This is a genomic window from Kineococcus xinjiangensis (assembly GCF_002934625.1).
In the GTDB taxonomy this organism is placed as follows: domain Bacteria; phylum Actinomycetota; class Actinomycetes; order Actinomycetales; family Kineococcaceae; genus Kineococcus_A; species Kineococcus_A xinjiangensis.
In genome coordinates, this window is the sequence record NZ_PTJD01000006.1 from 110,899 (window position 1) to 125,579 (window position 14,681).

Here is a 14,681-nt window from a genome sequence, read left to right on the forward strand (position 1 = left end):
TGGGGAGCACCCGCTCCCGCGCCCCGGCGAACGGGGGCGGGAGCGGGCGCCCGGACCCAGACGAGAGCGGGTCTCAGCAGCCCCGCCCCCGCCCGGTCACCAGCTCAGGTCGGAGGTCTCCGCGACCCGGCTCCCGGGCACCGTCTTGAGCACGCCGGTGGCCTCCGACAGCGGCACCTGGACGACGTCGGTGCCCCGCAGGGCGGCCATCGTCCCGAAGCGGCCCTCCGCGACGGCAGTGATCGCCGACAGCCCCGAGCGGGTGCCCAGGATCCGGTCCCCCGCCGACGGCGTGCCGCCGCGCAGCAGGTGCCCGAGGACGGTGACGCGGCTGCTCAGCCCCGGGATGCGGGCCTTCAGCTCGTTCTCGAGCCGCTCCCCCGCACCGCCGAGCTGGACGTGGCCGAAGGCGTCGCGCTCCGTGTGGGCGGTGCTCTCCTCGCCGCCGACGTGGGCGCCCTCGGACACCACCGCCAGCGGCGCCTCGCCGCGCTCGAGGACCTCCGCGACGGTGGCGGCGACGTGGTCGAGGTCCACGGGCTCCTCCGGCAGCAGCGTGACGTGCGCCCCCGCGGCCATCCCGGTGTGCAGGGCGATCCAGCCGGCGTGCCGCCCCATCACCTCCACGATCATGAGGCGGTGGTGCGACGCGCCGGTGGTGTGCAGCCGGTCGCAGGCGTCCACGGCCGTCTGCACGGCGGTGTCGAAGCCGAACGTCGCGTCGGTCGCCGAGAGGTCGTTGTCGATCGTCTTGGGCGCGCCGACCACCTTGACGCCCGCCTCGTGCAGGGCGGTGGCCACCCCGAGGGTGTCCTCGCCGCCGATCGCCAGCAGCGCGTCGACGCCCAGGCGCTCCATCTGGGCGCGGATGCGCTCGATGCCGTCCTCCATCCCCAGCGGGTTGGTGCGGCTGGAGCCCAGGATCGTGCCGCCGACGGCGAGGATGGGACGGACCCGGGCGGGGTCCAGCGGGGTGGTGAGGCCCTCGAGGACGCCCTTCCACCCGTCGCGGAAGCCGACGAACTCGTAGCCGTACCGCTGGGCACCGGCGATCACGGCGGCCCTGATGACGGCGTTGAGCCCGGGGCAGTCCCCGCCTCCGGTGAGCACTCCGACGCGCACGCGCACTCCCTACTTCCGGTCTCCCTCGACGCGGCCGCTCCGCACCCGCGGGCCACACGCGCCCTGGGGTGTCCCTCCCGGCCACGGGGCCGGTGAAGATCGTCGCGCGGGCGATGCTGCCACCGCGGGCACGGATCCGCGCGGGGACTCACCGGGGGACGCGGCGCTCGGCCGGTCCCCGGTGCCGCCCGACGGGCGCGACGCGGTCCTCGGGAGCGCCGTCGGCGGGCTCGGGCGGGGGCTCGGGCGGGGCTCAGGCGGCGGGGGCGGACCGGCCGCCGGGGGCACCCGGCGGCGGGTCCTTCCGGGCGCCGTGCGAGCGCCCGCCCCCGCGCACCGTGGAGGCGTAGACGTCGACGTACTCCTGCCCCGACAGCTTCATGATCTCGTACATGACCTCGTCGGTGACGGAGCGGAGGATGAAGCGGTCGTCCTCCATCCCCTCGTAGCGGGAGAAGTCCAGGGGCTGGCCGATCACCACGCCCACCCGCCGGATGCGCGGCAGCTTCCCCCCGACGGGCAGCACGGAGTCCGTACCGATCATCGCCACGGGGATCACCGGGACCTTGGTCTCCAGCGCCAGCCGCGCTACGCCGGTGCGGCCGCGGTAGAGCCGCCCGTCGGGCGAGCGGGTGCCCTCCGGGTAGATGCCGAACAGCTCCCCCTCCGCGAGCAGGCGCGCCCCGCTCTCCAGCGCCGCCCCCGCCCGCCCGCCCGAGCGGTCCACGGGCAGCTGCCCGATGCCGTGGAAGAACCGCGCCGCCAGCCGGCCCTTGAGGCCGCTGCCGGTGAACAGCTCCGACTTGGCGATGAACGTGATGCGCCGGCGCAGGACCACCGGGAGGAACACGGGGTCGACGTAGGAGGGGTGGTTGCTGGCGAGGATGGCCGGGCCGGAGTCGGGGACGTTCTCCAGGCCCCGGACCCAGGGCCGGTACACCGACTTCAGCACCGGCTCCGCGAGCAGCAGCTTGATCAGCCAGTAGAGCACGGGCGGTTCCCCGCCTCCTCCCAGTCGCCGGTGGCCCGGCGCCGGCAGCCGGCCGTGCCGCGGACTCTACGACGTCGCGGGTGGCCCGTCGCGCGGGCGCACCCCGGCAGCGGGGCACCGGTCGGGGCGGGGGACGGGGACTCGCCGACGGGCAGGGGCCCGGCGCCTCGACGGTGCGGGTGCGGCGTGCCACCATGGGCCGTGCCCGCGAACCCGGACGACCACGGCGGAGACCTCGACGTCGAGGCCGTCTTCGCCGAGATCGTGTCCCACTGGGACGAGCAGGCCGACCGCCGCCGCTCCGGCAGCTCGCCGGCGCCGCACGACGCCACGGTCGAGGACCGGCCGCACCCGCCCCTCGACGAGGACCCCGGCCACGCCGGGGCGACGCCCGCCGGGGAGGCACCCGGCGAGGGCACGACCGGCCCCGCCGGCGGAGCGCACCCCGCCCCACCCGAGTCCTCCAGCGCCCGCCCGGTGCCGCCGCTGCCGCCCGCCCCGCTCGAACCCGCGGCACGCGACCGCCCCCTCCCCCCGCCCGCGCACGCCTCCCGCGCCCGCCACGACGACGACGAGGCCCGCGCGGCGGCCCGCGACGAGGCGCTCCTCGGCGAGGAGGGCTTCGTGCCCCCCGAGCCGCCGCCCCTGCCGCGGGACGTGATCACATGGCTCGCCTGGGGCGGCGTGCTGGGTGGACCGGCGGTGCTGCTCATCGCGACGCTCGTGCGGCAGCGGCTGTCGGGGATCATCGCCGCGCTGGCGGTGGCGGCGTTCGTCGCCGGCTTCGCCACCCTCGTCGCGCGGCTGCCGGAGCGCCGCGACGACGATGACGACGACGGCGCGGTGGTCTGAGACCACGCCCGGGCCGTGACCCCCGGGTGTTCGCCCTCGCGGGCGGGAGCTCAGCCGGCCGCGGGGACCAGCAGGTCCACCCGCACCGGCCGGTGGTCGCTGGCCACCACCAGGTCCGCCTCCGCCGCGGCCACCTCCCCCGCGTCCGCCACCGCGAGCCCCGGGCCCAGGAGGACGGCGTCGATGCGCCGGCGCGGCCGCCGCGCTGAGAAGGTCGCCGGCCGCGGCGCCTCCCCGAGGGGGTCGGTCAGCCGCGAGCGCAGGAAGCGCTGCGCCGCACCGTCCGGCTCCTCGTTGAGGTCGCCGGCCACCACCACCCGCTCCCCCGCCGTCGCGAGCAGCGAGCTGCCGGTGTCGTCCTGCGCGGCCAGGCGCCAGCAGTGGTCCAGCCGCTCCGCCGGATCCAGGCCCAGGTGGACGCTGCGCACCCCCACCGGCTGCGACCAGCCCTGTGGACCCAGCACCCGCACCAGGGCCTCCGCCCACCCCCGCCGGCGCACCGGCACCCCGCGGCGCAGCAGGGGCACAGGCAGCGCGCGCACCTGCGCGTCCCGCACGTCGACGCGCCCCGAGACGAGCAGGGCGGCCCCCGCGCCGGCGCGGCCCGCGGCGCACACCCACAGGCCGGTGGCGGCCGCCAGGTCCTGCAGCCGGGAGGCGGTCAGCAGGCGGGTGGGTGCCTCCTGCAGGCAGACGACGTCGGGAGCGGCGGCGAGCAGCACCCGCGCCAGCGCGGCGGTGTCGTCGGCCAGCTCGTGCACGTTGTAGCTGAGGACCCGCAGCGGCACCGGTCCCCCGGTCCGCTGCGCGCCCGGCGGAGTCCCCTCGGCGGGCGCGCGCCCGTCCCCGGCCACCGGCTCAGCCCCAGCCGCGGGAGAGGTCTGCCGCGCCGACCAGACCCGCGGAGGGCCCCAGCTCGGCGCGGACGATGGTCAGCTCCGGCCGGAAGCCGCGGCCGGTGAGGGTGCGGCGGAACGCCTCGCGCGCCGGGCCCAGCAGCAGCTCCCCGGCGTCGGAGACCCCGCCGCCGACGACGACCGTGCCCGGGTCCAGGGCGGCGGCGAGGTTGGCGATGCCGATGCCCAGCCAGCGCCCGACGTCCTCGAAGAGCTCCACCGCCGCGGCGTCGCCGGCCCGGGCGGCCGCCGTCACCAGCGGGCCGGTGATCGCCTCCGGGTCGCCGCCCGCCCGCTCCAGCAGGCCGTGCGCGACCGGCGAGTCGGCGCGCGCCAGCTCCCGCGCCTCGCGCACCAGCGCGTTGCCGGAGGCGTACTGCTCCCAGCAGCCGCGGTTGCCGCACTCGCAGCGGTGACCGCCCGGCACGACGATCATGTGCCCGAACTCCCCCGCCAGGCCGTACCTGCCGCGCTGCACCCTGCCGGAGTTGACGATGGCGCCACCGATCCCGGTGCCCATCGTCACGCACACGAGGCGGCTCTCCCCCCGTCCGGCGCCGAAGCGGTACTCCCCCCAGGCGGCGGCGTTGGCGTCGTTCTCCACGAGGGTGCGCCGCCCCACCCGGCGGCCCAGGCGGGCGCGCACCCGCTTCTCCACCGCCTCCCGCAGGGGCTCGTGGCGCCACGCCAGGTGCGGGGCGAAGAGCACGGTGGCGCGGTCGGCGTCGACGAAGCCGGCCGCGCCGATGCCCACGGAGACGATCTCGTGGCGGGCGGAGAGCTCCTCCACGACCTCGGCGATGACGTCCTCGACGGCCTGGGGGCTCTTGGTGGGGGTCTCGCGGCGCACGTGCGCCACCACCCGGCCGTCACCGTCGACGACCCCCGCGGCCACCTTGGTGCCGCCGATGTCGACACCCACCGCCGGGCCGTCGCCGATCAGAGCACGCCGGGTCTGCTGGCGCAGGCGCTGCCGCAGCGCCTCGCGCCGGGGGTCGGGGTGGACGCGGGTGCGGTGGGGAGCGGCCACGCGTGCTCCTTGCGGTCGGGCCCTGGACGGGCGGTCCGGCGGCGGCTCGCGGGCCGGTGGCGCGCCGGCGGGCTCAGGCGGTGCGCGCGAGGTCCGCGGCCCCGATGATGCCCGCGTCGTTGCCCAGCTTGGCCAGACGCAGCGGCGCCGGCTCGCGGAAGCCGCGGCCGGAGAGGTTGGCGGCGTAGCTCTCGCGGGCGGGCTGCAGCAGCAGGTCGCCGGCGGCGGAGACGCCACCGCCGATGACGATGACCTCCGGGTCGAGGATCGCCACGAAGCTCGCCACGGCCTCCCCCAGCCAGCGGCCGAGGTCGGCGAGCAGCCGCAGGCTCGTGGGGTCGCCCTCGGCGGCCAGCCGGGTCACGACCGGGCCGGTGATGGCCTCGGGGTGCCCGTCGGCCGCGGCGAGCAGCGCGGTGGTGCCGGGGGCGCCCGCGCTGGCGAGGGCGCGGGCCTCGCGCACGAGGGCGCTGCCGGAGACGTACTGCTCCCAGCAGCCGCGGTTGCCGCAACCGCAGAGGTGCCCGCCGGGGACGGCGCGGGCGTGCCCGACCTCGGCGGCCGCGCCGTTGTCGCCGCGCTGCAGGCGCCCGCCGGCGATGATGCCGCCGCCGAGGCCGGTGCCGACGGTGAGGAGGAGCACGTCGTCGGCCAGGCGGCCGTCGTCGCCGACGGCACCGCCGAAGCGGTACTCGCCCCAGGCGGCGGCGTTGGCGTCGTTCTCGACGACCACGGGCAGGCCGAGGCGCTGCTCCAGCCCGGCGCGCAGCGGCTCGTCCCGCCAGGCGAGGTTCGGCGCGAAGACCACGGTGGAGCGGGAGGCGTCGACGAAGCCCGCCGCAGCCACGCCGACGGCGGAGATCGGGTGGGCGGCGGACAGCTCCGCGACGGCGTCGGCCACGGCCGCCTGGATGTCCGCCGCGGCCTTCGCCGGCGTCTCGCGCCGCGTCGTGGCCAGCAGGGCCCCCTGCTCGTCCACCACGCCGGCGGCGATCTTCGTGCCGCCGATGTCGACGCCGACGGTGTGCACCATTGGTCTCCCTCAGTTCCCCGCGCGCTGGCCGAGTTCGCGCAGCGCAGTGTCGATGATCGTCTTCTCCGCCTTGCGCTTGAGCGCGCCGAGCAGCGGCAGCCGCAGCGCGACCGCCAGTTCGTGGGTGACCTCCGTGCCGCCGCCCGCCGCCGGCGCCAGCCGGTAGGCGCCGTCGAGTGCGGTCACCAAGGTCGCGGTCTCCAGCGTCCAGGACACCGCGCCGGTCCCGGCGGCGGTCACGTCCCACGCGTAGCGCAGGACGTAGGTGTCCTTGAGCACCCCGGCGGCCAGGACGAAGCGCACGCGCTCGGCACGGCCGTGGCCGTCGCGGCCGAGCACCTCGCACTCCTGCACGGAGGAGGCCCACTGCGGGTACGCCTCGAAGTCGGAGATCGTCGCGAGGACCGCCTGCGGAGCGGCCGCCACCACGGCGGTCGACTGCGTCCGGCCGGCCATGTGCGCACCGCGCCCCTCTCTGCCCTGCGGCGCGCCGACGGCACCCGCTCTCCCCGAACGGGGACCGGAGCAGGTTAGCGGCCCGCGTCCGGCGCCAGGGACCGGTCCCACGGCGCCGGGGTCGGTGCGGGACGCCGGGCGGGGACGAGCCGGGTCGGACGAGCCGGGTCGGACGAGCCGGGTCGGACGAGCCGGGTCAGACGAGCCGGGTCAGACGAGCAGGCCCACGATCGTCAGGACGAGCAGGATCAGCGCGGTGAGGGCCGCGGCGCCGCCGGCCGCCATGAGCGCCTGCCGGCCGCGGGACGCGGCGACGGGCCTGCTCGTGCTCGCCGCCAGCTCGGCGAGCAGGCGCTCGGCGACCGCGTCGACGTCCGGGCGCTCCCCGCCGGCGCCGGGGCCGTCGGCGAAGAGGTCGAGCTGCTCGCCCTCCGCGCCGGCCGGGAAGGCGGTGGGCGCCGGGTCGCCGGGCGCGCTCCCCACGGGCTCGGCCGGTCCGGCCGCCGGGGGTGCCGCGGACGGGACCGGCGCGACCGCCGGCTCCGGCCGCAGCGCCGCGTGGCAGAGCGAGCACCACTCCTGGCGAGGGCGCACGCGGGCGCTGCAGGAGGGGCAGCGCACGGGGTCGGGGGCGACCGGGCTGCGGCGGGGGGCGCTGGCGGTGTCGGACATGGCACTGGAGGCATCGGCACGGCCGGGGCCCACCTGAACCGACGGCGCGCCGGTCCCCGCCCGGACGCGCGCGCCCCGCGGGTCCGAGCGCCGCGGCACCGCCCCCCGCAGCCCCGTCCCGGCCCGCCCGCCGACGGGGCGCGACACTCCCTCCAACCACCCTCCGCGGCGGCGGCCCGACGGGTAGTGTCCGAGCGGAGGTCAGCTCGCTGCCCGATCGACGACGACGGCCGAGGGCCTGGAGGAGGACACCGTGCGCACGATCAGCGAGGCCCTGATGGTGCCCCTGGCGACGAGCGGCAATCTGACCGACTGCGTCGTCGAGGCGGCGCGGACGGACCCGGGGCGGGTGAGCATCCGCCGCAAGGACGCCACCGGCCGCTGGGTCGACGTCACCGCCAAGCAGTTCCTCGACGAGGTCACCGGCCTCGCGAAGGGCCTGGTCGCCGCCGGGGTCAAGCCCGGCGACCGCGTCGGGCTGATGTCGCGGACGCGCTACGAGTGGACGCTCACCGACGTCGCCATCTGGTTCGCCGGCGCTGTGACGGTGCCGGTCTACGAGACGTCCTCCGCCGAGCAGCTCGCGTGGATCCTGGAGGACTCCGCGGCCGTGGCCTGCATCGTGGAGACCACCGCGCACGCCGGGACGGTGTCCTCGGTGCGGGCGCGGCTGCCGCAGCTGCGGGACGTGTGGACCATCGACTCCGGCTCGCTGGAGGACCTGCACGCCGCCGGCCGCGACGTCCTCGACTCCGAGCTGGAGGAGCGGCGCCGCGCGGTGCGGCCCTCCGACGTCGCGACGATCATCTACACCTCCGGGACGACGGGCCGCCCCAAGGGCTGCGTGCTGCACCACAGCCACTTCCTGGACCTGGCCCGCAACGCCGACGCCGCGATCGCCGAGATCACCCAGGCCCCGGGCGCCACCACGCTGCTGTTCCTGCCGCTGGCGCACGTCTTCGCCCGCTTCATCCAGGCGCTGTGCCTGACCGGGCGGATCACCATGGGCCACACCGCCGACATCAAGGACCTGGTCTCCGACCTGGAGACCTACCGGCCCACCTTCATCCTCGCCGTGCCCCGGGTCTTCCAGAAGGTCTACAACGGCGCGGAGCAGAAGGCCGCTGCCGCCGGCCCGCTCAAGGCGAAGATCTTCGCGGCGGCCGCGGCGACGGCGATCGCCCACAGCCAGGCCCGCGACACCGGCGGGCCCGGTCCGGTGCTCGTCGCGAAGCACGCCCTCTTCGACCGCCTCGTCTACTCCAAGCTGCGGGCGCGCCTGGGCGGGCGGGTCACCCACGCCGTCTCCGGCGGCGGTCCGCTCGGTGAGCGGCTGTCGCACTTCTTCCGCGGCGCCGGCCTGATCGTGCTGGAGGGCTACGGCCTCACGGAGACCGCCGCTCCCCTGGCCGTCGGCCGCCCCGACCGCATCAAGATCGGCACGGTCGGCCCGCCCCTGCCTGGCGTGGACGTGGCCATCGCCGAGGACGGCGAGATCCTCGTGCGGGGTCTCAACGTCTTCGCCGGCTACCTCAACAACCCCGAGGCCACGGCCGAGGTGTTCCGCGACGGCTGGTTCACCACGGGCGACCTGGGCGAGATCGACGCGGACGGCTACCTGCGCATCACCGGGCGCAAGAAGGAGATCATCATCACGGCCGCGGGCAAGAACGTGGCCCCCGCGCCGCTGGAGGACCACCTGCGGGCGCACCCGCTCATCTCGCAGGCCGTCGTCGTCGGTGACGACCGCCCCTACGTGGCGTGCCTGCTGTCGCTGGACCCGGAGATGCTGCCGGTGTGGGGCGCCAACAACGGCAAGCCGGGACTCGACGTGGCCACGGCCCGGCAGGACCCGGAGGTCCTCGCCGAGCTGCAGCGCGCCGTGGACGCCGCCAACGCCACCGTGAGCCGGGCCGAGTCCATCCGCCGGTTCGGGGTCCTGACCGACGACCTCACCGAGGCCAACGGGATGCTCACCCCGTCCCTGAAGGTGAAGCGCGGCACCGTGATGGCGGCCCACGTGGACGAGGTGGAGGCCCTCTACTCGTGAGGCGCTGCCCGTGACCGCCGGCGGGGCGGGCCGGTCGTGATCGCGCACCTCGCGTGAGCGCACGGCCGGCCCCCGTCCCGGGTGGGCCCGCGACGGGTCGCCCGTGGCCGCTGCTGCTGGGCGCCTGGTGGCTGCTGACGGCCCTGGCCACGTACAGCGTCGTCCGCTACCGGTGGTGGATCGTCGCCGGGTACGTCCTGGTGGCCGCCGCCCTGACCGCCGCGCTCCTCGCCCGCAGGAGCACCGGCCTGCCCTGGCGCCCCGCCACCCCGCACCACCTCGCCGCAGCGGCCCTGGCGGCGGTGGCCGCCGTCCACGTCGCCGTGCCCGCCTTCTCCTACGTCCCCGCGGGCACCCTCCGGCTGCTGCTGGCGGGACTGGCGGCGGGTTCGGCCCTCACCGCGCTCTGCTGGGCCCTGGTTCCGCGCCTGCGCCGGGCGCCCACCGCCGCCCTCGTCGTCGCCGTCGTGACGTCGCTGGCGTCCTCGGGGGTCGTGGTGCTCGGCGACCCGGAGCCGCGGATCGACGTGTGGGTGATCCTGCAGCAGGCGGCCGACGGGATGCTGCGCGGGGAGTCGATGTACGAGCAGGTCTGGACCGGCTCGCCGGGGGTGCAGGACGCCTTCGCCTACCTGCCGATGACGGCCGTGCTGACCGCTCCGGGCCGATGGCTGGCCGGGGACGTGCGCTGGGCGCTGGCGCTGCTCGTCGTGGCCTGCGCGCTGCTGGTCGCCGCCACCGGCCGCTGGCGCCCGGCGGGGGTGGCGGCGGCGTGCCTGCTGCTGCTCACCCCCGGCACCACGACCCTCGTGGAGCAGGCGTGGACGGAGCCGACGGTGCTGGTCGGGATCGCGGGGTGGGCGCTGCTCGTGGCGCGGGGGCGGGCCTGGGCGGCGGTGCTTCCGCTGGCGGTGGCGCTCGCGGCCAAGCAGCACGCGGTGCTGCTGCTGCCGCTGGTGGCTGCGTGGCCGCGCTTCGGGGTGCGCCGCGCCGCGGCCACCGGTGGCGTCGCCGGGCTGCTCGTCCTGCCGTGGCTGCTCGCCTCCCCCGCCGCGATGTGGCGGGACGCGGTGCAGTTCATGCAGGACATGCCGCCGCTGCGCTTCGCCGACACCGTCTACATCGCCCTCGTGCACGAGGCGGGCGTGGCGCTGCCGCTGCCGGTGGTGGGCGTGGCGGTCGTGGGCACCGTGGTGGCGGCGTGCGTGCAGGTCCGCCGGCAACCGCCCGGGCTGGACGGGGTGCTGCTGTGGGCGGCTGCGGTGCTGCTGGTGGCCAACCTCGTGAACAAGCAGGCGTTCTACAACCAGTACTGGCTCGTCGCGGCGCTGCTGCTCACGGCGTGGGCGGCGACGGCGGCGCCCCGGCCGTCGCCGCGGGACCCGGTGCGGCGTCGGGGTCGGAACCGGCGAGCATCCGCTGCAGCCGCAGCGCCAGCACGTCCCAGCGCCACCGGTCGCTGACCCACGCGCGGCCGGCGTCCCCGTGGCGCCGCGCGAGGCCCGGGTCCAGCAGGTAGCCCGTGAGGGCGGCGGCCACCGCGGAGGGGTCGCGGCCGTCGACGACGCGGCCGGTCCCGCCCGCCACGATGGCGTCGGGCGCGCCCCCGGAGCCGCCCGCCACGACCGGCAGCCCGCAGGCCGCGGCCTCGAGGTAGCAGATGCCCAGCGCCTCGGGCTCCAGCCCGCCCAGGCGGGTGCGGGCGGGCATGCAGAACACGTCCCCGGCGTCGTAGTGGGCGGGGGTCTGCGCCCACGGCACCGCCCCGGTCAGGACCACGTCGCCGCGCAGGCCGAGGCGCTGCACGAGGCGCTCCACGGCCGGGCGGTGCGGGCCGTCCCCGACCAGCAGCAGCGCCGCCCCCGGCACGGCACGGCGCACCTCGGGCAGCGCGCGCACCAGCACGTCCTGGCCCTTGCGGGCGACGAGGCGGGAGACGCACACCACCACCGGGCGGTCGTGCAGGCCGTGGCGGCGGCGCACCTCCTCCCCGCCGCAGCCGGGGCGGAACGCGGCGGTGTCCACCCCGGGCGTCAGCCGGCGCATCCGGGCGCGCGCGGCGGGGCTCAGCGGCCGCCGGACCCGCTCGGCGCACCAGGGGCCGAGGAAGGTCAGCACGTCCACGGACTCCCCGATGCGGCGCAGCAGCGCGCGTGAGCCCGGCAGGGAGGACCACCACACCTCGTGCCCGTGGGTGGTGGCGACGCTGCGGCGCACCCCTGCGCGGCGCAGCGCCGGGGCCATCAGCCCGAGGGGGGCGGCGGCGCCGAACCAGACGGCCTCGCAGCCCTCGGCGCGGGCGAGGTCGGCGGCGCGCCGGGTGGTGGCGGGCGTCGGGAGCAGGATCCGGCTGGGGTCGCGGACCACGGGGAAGGGCAGGGTGGCGTCGAAGGCGCGGTCGCCGGGCTGGGTGGCGGTGTGCACGACGACGTCGCCGGGGGGCATCCGCCGCGCCATCTCCAGCACGAAGGACTCGATGCCGCCGGTGCGCGGGGGGAAGTCGTTGGTGACGACGAGGGTCCTCACCGCCAGCCCGCCAACCCGTCGTGGACCTCCGCGCGCCAGCGCTCCTCGGCGGCGGGGAGGTCCTCCCCGAGCACGGCAGGGGCGAGTGCGCTCACGTCGGGGGCGCCCGGCACGGCCAGGCGCCGCTGCAGCTCCACGAGGACGCCCGCGCCGTGGCGGCGGGCGATCGACTCGCACAGCGTCCAGGCCGCCGCGTAGGCGAGGTCCAGGGGAGCGCCGCCCCCCGGGCGCAGCTCGGCGTCGGTCGGCACGGTCGGCCGCATCCCCGCCGCGACGCGCTGCAGCAGCGGCCGTGCCAGCTCGGCCGGGTCCAGGCCCCGGCCGGAGCGGGCGAGCTGGTCGGCCGCGCCCTCGACCAGCCAGAGCGGGAGGGAGCCGGTGCCGCGCAGGCCGAGGCCGGTGCGGGCGGCCACGTGCACCAGCTCGTGGGTGAGGACCACCGCGCGCCCGGTCGCGGAGAGCCGACCGAACTGCTCCGGCTGCACGAGGACCCGCACGCCGGAGCCGGGCACGGAGGCGTCGCCGACCGCGAGGGCGGCCAGGGGCGCCACCCAGGCGGGGTCGCGGTGCAGGAGGCGGGCGGCGTCGGCGGCGGTGGCGGGCACGAGGACGGCCGTGCGCCGCGGCCAGCCGGTCCCCCAGGCCTCGTCGACGCGGGCGGCGGCCTCGTCGAGGACTGCGGGGACCTCCTCGGCCCACTCCGGGGCGGAGGCGGCGGCCACGACGAGCGACCGCCCGCTGCGGGCGGCCCGGACGGGGCCGAGGTCCCACAGGGCGGGGGTGGTCGGGCCGTCCGCGGTCGACGCCAGCAGCCAGCTCCCGCCGCGGTCGACGACGGTCAGGTGGGCCGCGCGGCGGACGACGGCGTCCTCGCCGTCGAGGCGTTCCCGGATCGCCACGTCGGCGAGGACGGCCGGGGCTCCCAGCTCCTCCTCGCGCCGCCGCGGTGCGCGCCGCAGCCGCAGCACCTCCGCCGACCACTGCGCCACGCCGACGCCGGTGACGGCGGTGGCGGCGGCCTCCTGGGCCCGGGCGAGAGCGGCGGCACGGGGATCGATGCCGGCCAGCAGCGCGGTCACGTCCCCGGAGCGCAGAGCGTGCGAGCGACCCGCGAGGAGTCGCTGCACGCCCTCCCGGGCTCCCGCGGGGACCGGCGCCCCACCGGGGTCGGGAGCGCGGCCCGTGGTGGAGCAGCCGGCGAGGCCGAGGCCGGCGGCGGCGGCGAGCAGCACGCCCCGCCTGCTCGCCGCGCCCGCCACCCCCGCAGCGTAGGCACTGCCGGGCCCGGCCGCCGGGGGCACCTCAGCCCGCGCGGCGGGAGCCTCCGTCGCGGGTCAGTCGCAGGGGCGGCACCAGACCGGAGCCGGCCAGGACACCGATCGCGGCCTGCTCCGCCTCGTTCAGGTCGGGCGCCGCGCTGGCGGGTGTGCCCAGCAGCACGGTGACGACGCAGCCGTCGCAGGCCAGCGGCCTCGCCGTGCAGCTGTTGCAGTCGATGAGCATCCGGCACCTCCCACGCCGTCGCGGGCTGCTCGCGCCCGACCGGTCCCTCGACCAGCGATGTGCACGCTAGGTGCAGGGTCCGACACGACTTCGCGAGCGGCGGCGGGCCCCGCCCGGGAACAGGCTCAGCCGCGGTTCAGCCGGCCCAGCAGCGCCCGCGACGACACCGGCCGGGCGCCCGCGGCACGCACCCCGGAGACGACCTCCCCGTCGTCGGAGACCACCACCACGACCCGCCCCGGGGGCTCGGCCCGCACCAGCCGCCGGATCAGCTCGTCCGCGGTGCGCCCCGCGGAGCTGAACAGCACCCGCACCCGGCGGGTGCTGGGCGAGGGCACGGGCCCGACCCCGTCGTTGCCGTCGAAGCAGCAGGTCACCTCGACGCCCGTGCGGGCGGCGATCGCCCCCAGCCCGTCCACCAGCCGCCGCCGCTGCTCCAGCAGCGTCAGCTGGCCGAACCCGAGCTTGGTGACGTTGTAGCCGTCCACGACGAGGTGGGCCCGCGGCAGCGCCAGGAGGTGGTCGAGGGCCGCTGGGTCGGTGGCGGCCAGCGCCCGGGCACCAGGCACGTCCACGGGCGCGGGGCGGGCCACGTCCTCCTCGAGGAGCTCCGCCGCGAGCAGGTCGGCGGGCGAGGACTCCACGGGCGGCAGGGCCAGCTCCCGGCGCAGGGCGGCGGCGGCGTCGAGGAGGGTGTCGAGGAGGAGCCGTGCGCGGACGTCGTCGACGTCCCGGGCCCGGCGGGCGGCCTGCTGCGACTGGGCGGTGCCCTCGCGCAGCTGCCGCTCCACGGCGTCGGCGCGCTCGCGCTGGCGGCCGGCGTCCTCCTGCGCGGCGGCCAGCTCCTCCTGCGCCTGCGCCACGGCCCGCTCCGCGCTGCGCTGCCCCGCCCGGGCCCGGTCGGCGTCGGAGCGGGAGCGCCGCAGCTCGCGCCGGAGCGCGGTCAGCTCCTCCTCCAGGGTCGCCACCCGGGCCCGCAGCTCGGCCAGCTCCCGGGCGCGCGCCGCCTCCTGCGCCTCCAGCTGCGCCTGGTCGCGGGCCTCCCGGGCGCCGGTGCGGGCGCCGGCGCGCCGCGCCTCCTCGGCGGCGGCACCTTCCGCGGCCGCCCGGACCCGGTCCCGCCAGTCCCCGGCGCGCAGGAGGTAGGCGGCGACGGCGACGTCGAGCGGCGCCGCGGTCGGCTCCGGCACGGGGGCGCCGTTCGCGGCCGCGACCGCGGCCGCCCCCGGCCCCGCGGTGGACCACGCGTCGGCCACCGCCCGCCCGAACGCCGGGTCGGTGGCGAGGCAGGCGGTCAGGGGCTGCGCCCCGGCGCGGGCCCGGCGGGCGGGGGCGAAGGCGCGCACCCGGCGCAGCGGGGCGGGCACGTCGGCCTCGTCCAGGGCGCCCAGCGCCTCCGCGGCGACCTGGAGGGCACGGCGGAGCACGGGCTCCGGCAGGGCGCCGGGGGACGCGTTCCCGCCCCGTCCGTCGTCCTCGTGCACCGCTGCGCCTACCACGTTCCTCCTCCGCTCCGCCCTTCCCGCGACCCGCTCCGGTGCGCTGGGGGA

13 protein-coding genes are annotated in these 14,681 nt (G+C 78.0%); 2 read left to right on the top strand and 11 right to left on the bottom strand.

Going from position 1 to position 14,681, the window contains the following annotated elements:
- Positions 1-96: 96 nt before the first annotated feature.
- A complete protein-coding gene (locus CLV92_RS09940) occupies positions 97-1,122 on the bottom strand; it encodes a 6-phosphofructokinase (protein WP_104432807.1) in 1,026 nt (341 codons plus the stop codon).
- Positions 1,123-1,375: 253 nt separating this feature from the next.
- Positions 1,376-2,113, bottom strand: coding sequence for a lysophospholipid acyltransferase family protein (locus tag CLV92_RS09945; protein WP_104432661.1), 738 nt, complete (start codon positions 2,111-2,113; stop codon positions 1,376-1,378).
- A 201-nt stretch (positions 2,114-2,314) separates the two neighbouring features.
- Here CLV92_RS09945 and CLV92_RS09950 point away from each other — a divergent pair, with 201 nt between their 5' ends.
- Complete coding sequence (locus tag CLV92_RS09950) at positions 2,315-2,965, top strand: hypothetical protein (RefSeq protein WP_104432662.1); 651 nt, start codon at positions 2,315-2,317, stop codon at positions 2,963-2,965.
- 50 nt (positions 2,966-3,015) lie between these two features.
- Here CLV92_RS09950 and CLV92_RS09955 read toward each other — a convergent pair whose 3' ends face one another.
- The 5 genes from CLV92_RS09955 to CLV92_RS09975 all read right to left on the bottom strand — a co-directional run bounded on the left by CLV92_RS09955 (position 3,016) and on the right by CLV92_RS09975 (position 7,052).
- On the bottom strand, positions 3,016-3,819 hold the full coding sequence (locus CLV92_RS09955; protein WP_104432663.1) for an endonuclease/exonuclease/phosphatase family protein: 804 nt from the start codon (positions 3,817-3,819) through the stop codon (positions 3,016-3,018).
- A 4-nt stretch (positions 3,820-3,823) separates the two neighbouring features.
- Complete coding sequence (locus CLV92_RS09960; protein WP_104432664.1) at positions 3,824-4,891, bottom strand: ROK family glucokinase; 1,068 nt, start codon at positions 4,889-4,891, stop codon at positions 3,824-3,826.
- A 73-nt stretch (positions 4,892-4,964) separates the two neighbouring features.
- Positions 4,965-5,924: an ROK family glucokinase gene (locus CLV92_RS09965; protein ID WP_104432665.1), complete on the bottom strand. Its 960-nt coding sequence runs from the start codon at positions 5,922-5,924 to the stop codon at positions 4,965-4,967.
- A 9-nt stretch (positions 5,925-5,933) separates the two neighbouring features.
- Positions 5,934-6,380 (bottom strand): SRPBCC family protein, encoded by a 447-nt coding sequence (locus tag CLV92_RS09970; RefSeq protein WP_104432666.1) that lies wholly within the window; start codon positions 6,378-6,380, stop codon positions 5,934-5,936.
- A gap of 210 nt (positions 6,381-6,590) precedes the next feature.
- Positions 6,591-7,052: a hypothetical protein gene (locus CLV92_RS09975; protein WP_104432667.1), complete on the bottom strand. Its 462-nt coding sequence runs from the start codon at positions 7,050-7,052 to the stop codon at positions 6,591-6,593.
- A gap of 277 nt (positions 7,053-7,329) precedes the next feature.
- Between CLV92_RS09975 and CLV92_RS09980 the strand changes: the two genes are divergently transcribed.
- Positions 7,330-9,102: an AMP-dependent synthetase/ligase gene (locus tag CLV92_RS09980; protein WP_104432808.1), complete on the top strand. Its 1,773-nt coding sequence runs from the start codon at positions 7,330-7,332 to the stop codon at positions 9,100-9,102.
- A 1,335-nt stretch (positions 9,103-10,437) separates the two neighbouring features.
- Here the strand turns inward: CLV92_RS09980 and CLV92_RS09985 are convergent.
- The 4 genes from CLV92_RS09985 to CLV92_RS10000 form a co-directional block, all read right to left on the bottom strand.
- Positions 10,438-11,628, bottom strand: a complete 1,191-nt coding sequence (locus CLV92_RS09985) for a glycosyltransferase family 4 protein (protein ID WP_245886666.1) — start codon at positions 11,626-11,628, stop codon at positions 10,438-10,440.
- A complete protein-coding gene (locus CLV92_RS09990; RefSeq protein ID WP_146099482.1) occupies positions 11,625-12,887 on the bottom strand; it encodes a hypothetical protein in 1,263 nt (420 codons plus the stop codon). The genes CLV92_RS09985 and CLV92_RS09990 overlap by 4 nt, the downstream gene beginning before the upstream one ends.
- A gap of 43 nt (positions 12,888-12,930) precedes the next feature.
- Positions 12,931-13,131: a hypothetical protein gene (locus tag CLV92_RS09995; protein ID WP_104432669.1), complete on the bottom strand. Its 201-nt coding sequence runs from the start codon at positions 13,129-13,131 to the stop codon at positions 12,931-12,933.
- 125 nt (positions 13,132-13,256) lie between these two features.
- Positions 13,257-14,630 (bottom strand): NYN domain-containing protein, encoded by a 1,374-nt coding sequence (locus tag CLV92_RS10000; RefSeq protein ID WP_158257187.1) that lies wholly within the window; start codon positions 14,628-14,630, stop codon positions 13,257-13,259.
- Between the last annotated feature and the right edge of the window lie 51 nt (positions 14,631-14,681).

What these genes read in the sequence shown, in the direction of transcription:
- CLV92_RS09965 (WP_104432665.1), bottom strand. Translation starts at nt 5,924, where the DNA reads ATGGTGCACACCGTCGGCGTCGACATCGGCGGCACGAAGATCGCCGCC.
- CLV92_RS09970 (WP_104432666.1), bottom strand. Translation starts at nt 6,380, where the DNA reads ATGGCCGGCCGGACGCAGTCGACCGCCGTGGTGGCGGCCGCTCCGCAG.
- CLV92_RS09975 (WP_104432667.1), bottom strand. Translation starts at nt 7,052, where the DNA reads ATGTCCGACACCGCCAGCGCCCCCCGCCGCAGCCCGGTCGCCCCCGAC.
- CLV92_RS09980 (WP_104432808.1), top strand. Translation starts at nt 7,330, where the DNA reads ATGGTGCCCCTGGCGACGAGCGGCAATCTGACCGACTGCGTCGTCGAG.
- CLV92_RS09995 (WP_104432669.1), bottom strand. Translation starts at nt 13,131, where the DNA reads ATGCTCATCGACTGCAACAGCTGCACGGCGAGGCCGCTGGCCTGCGAC.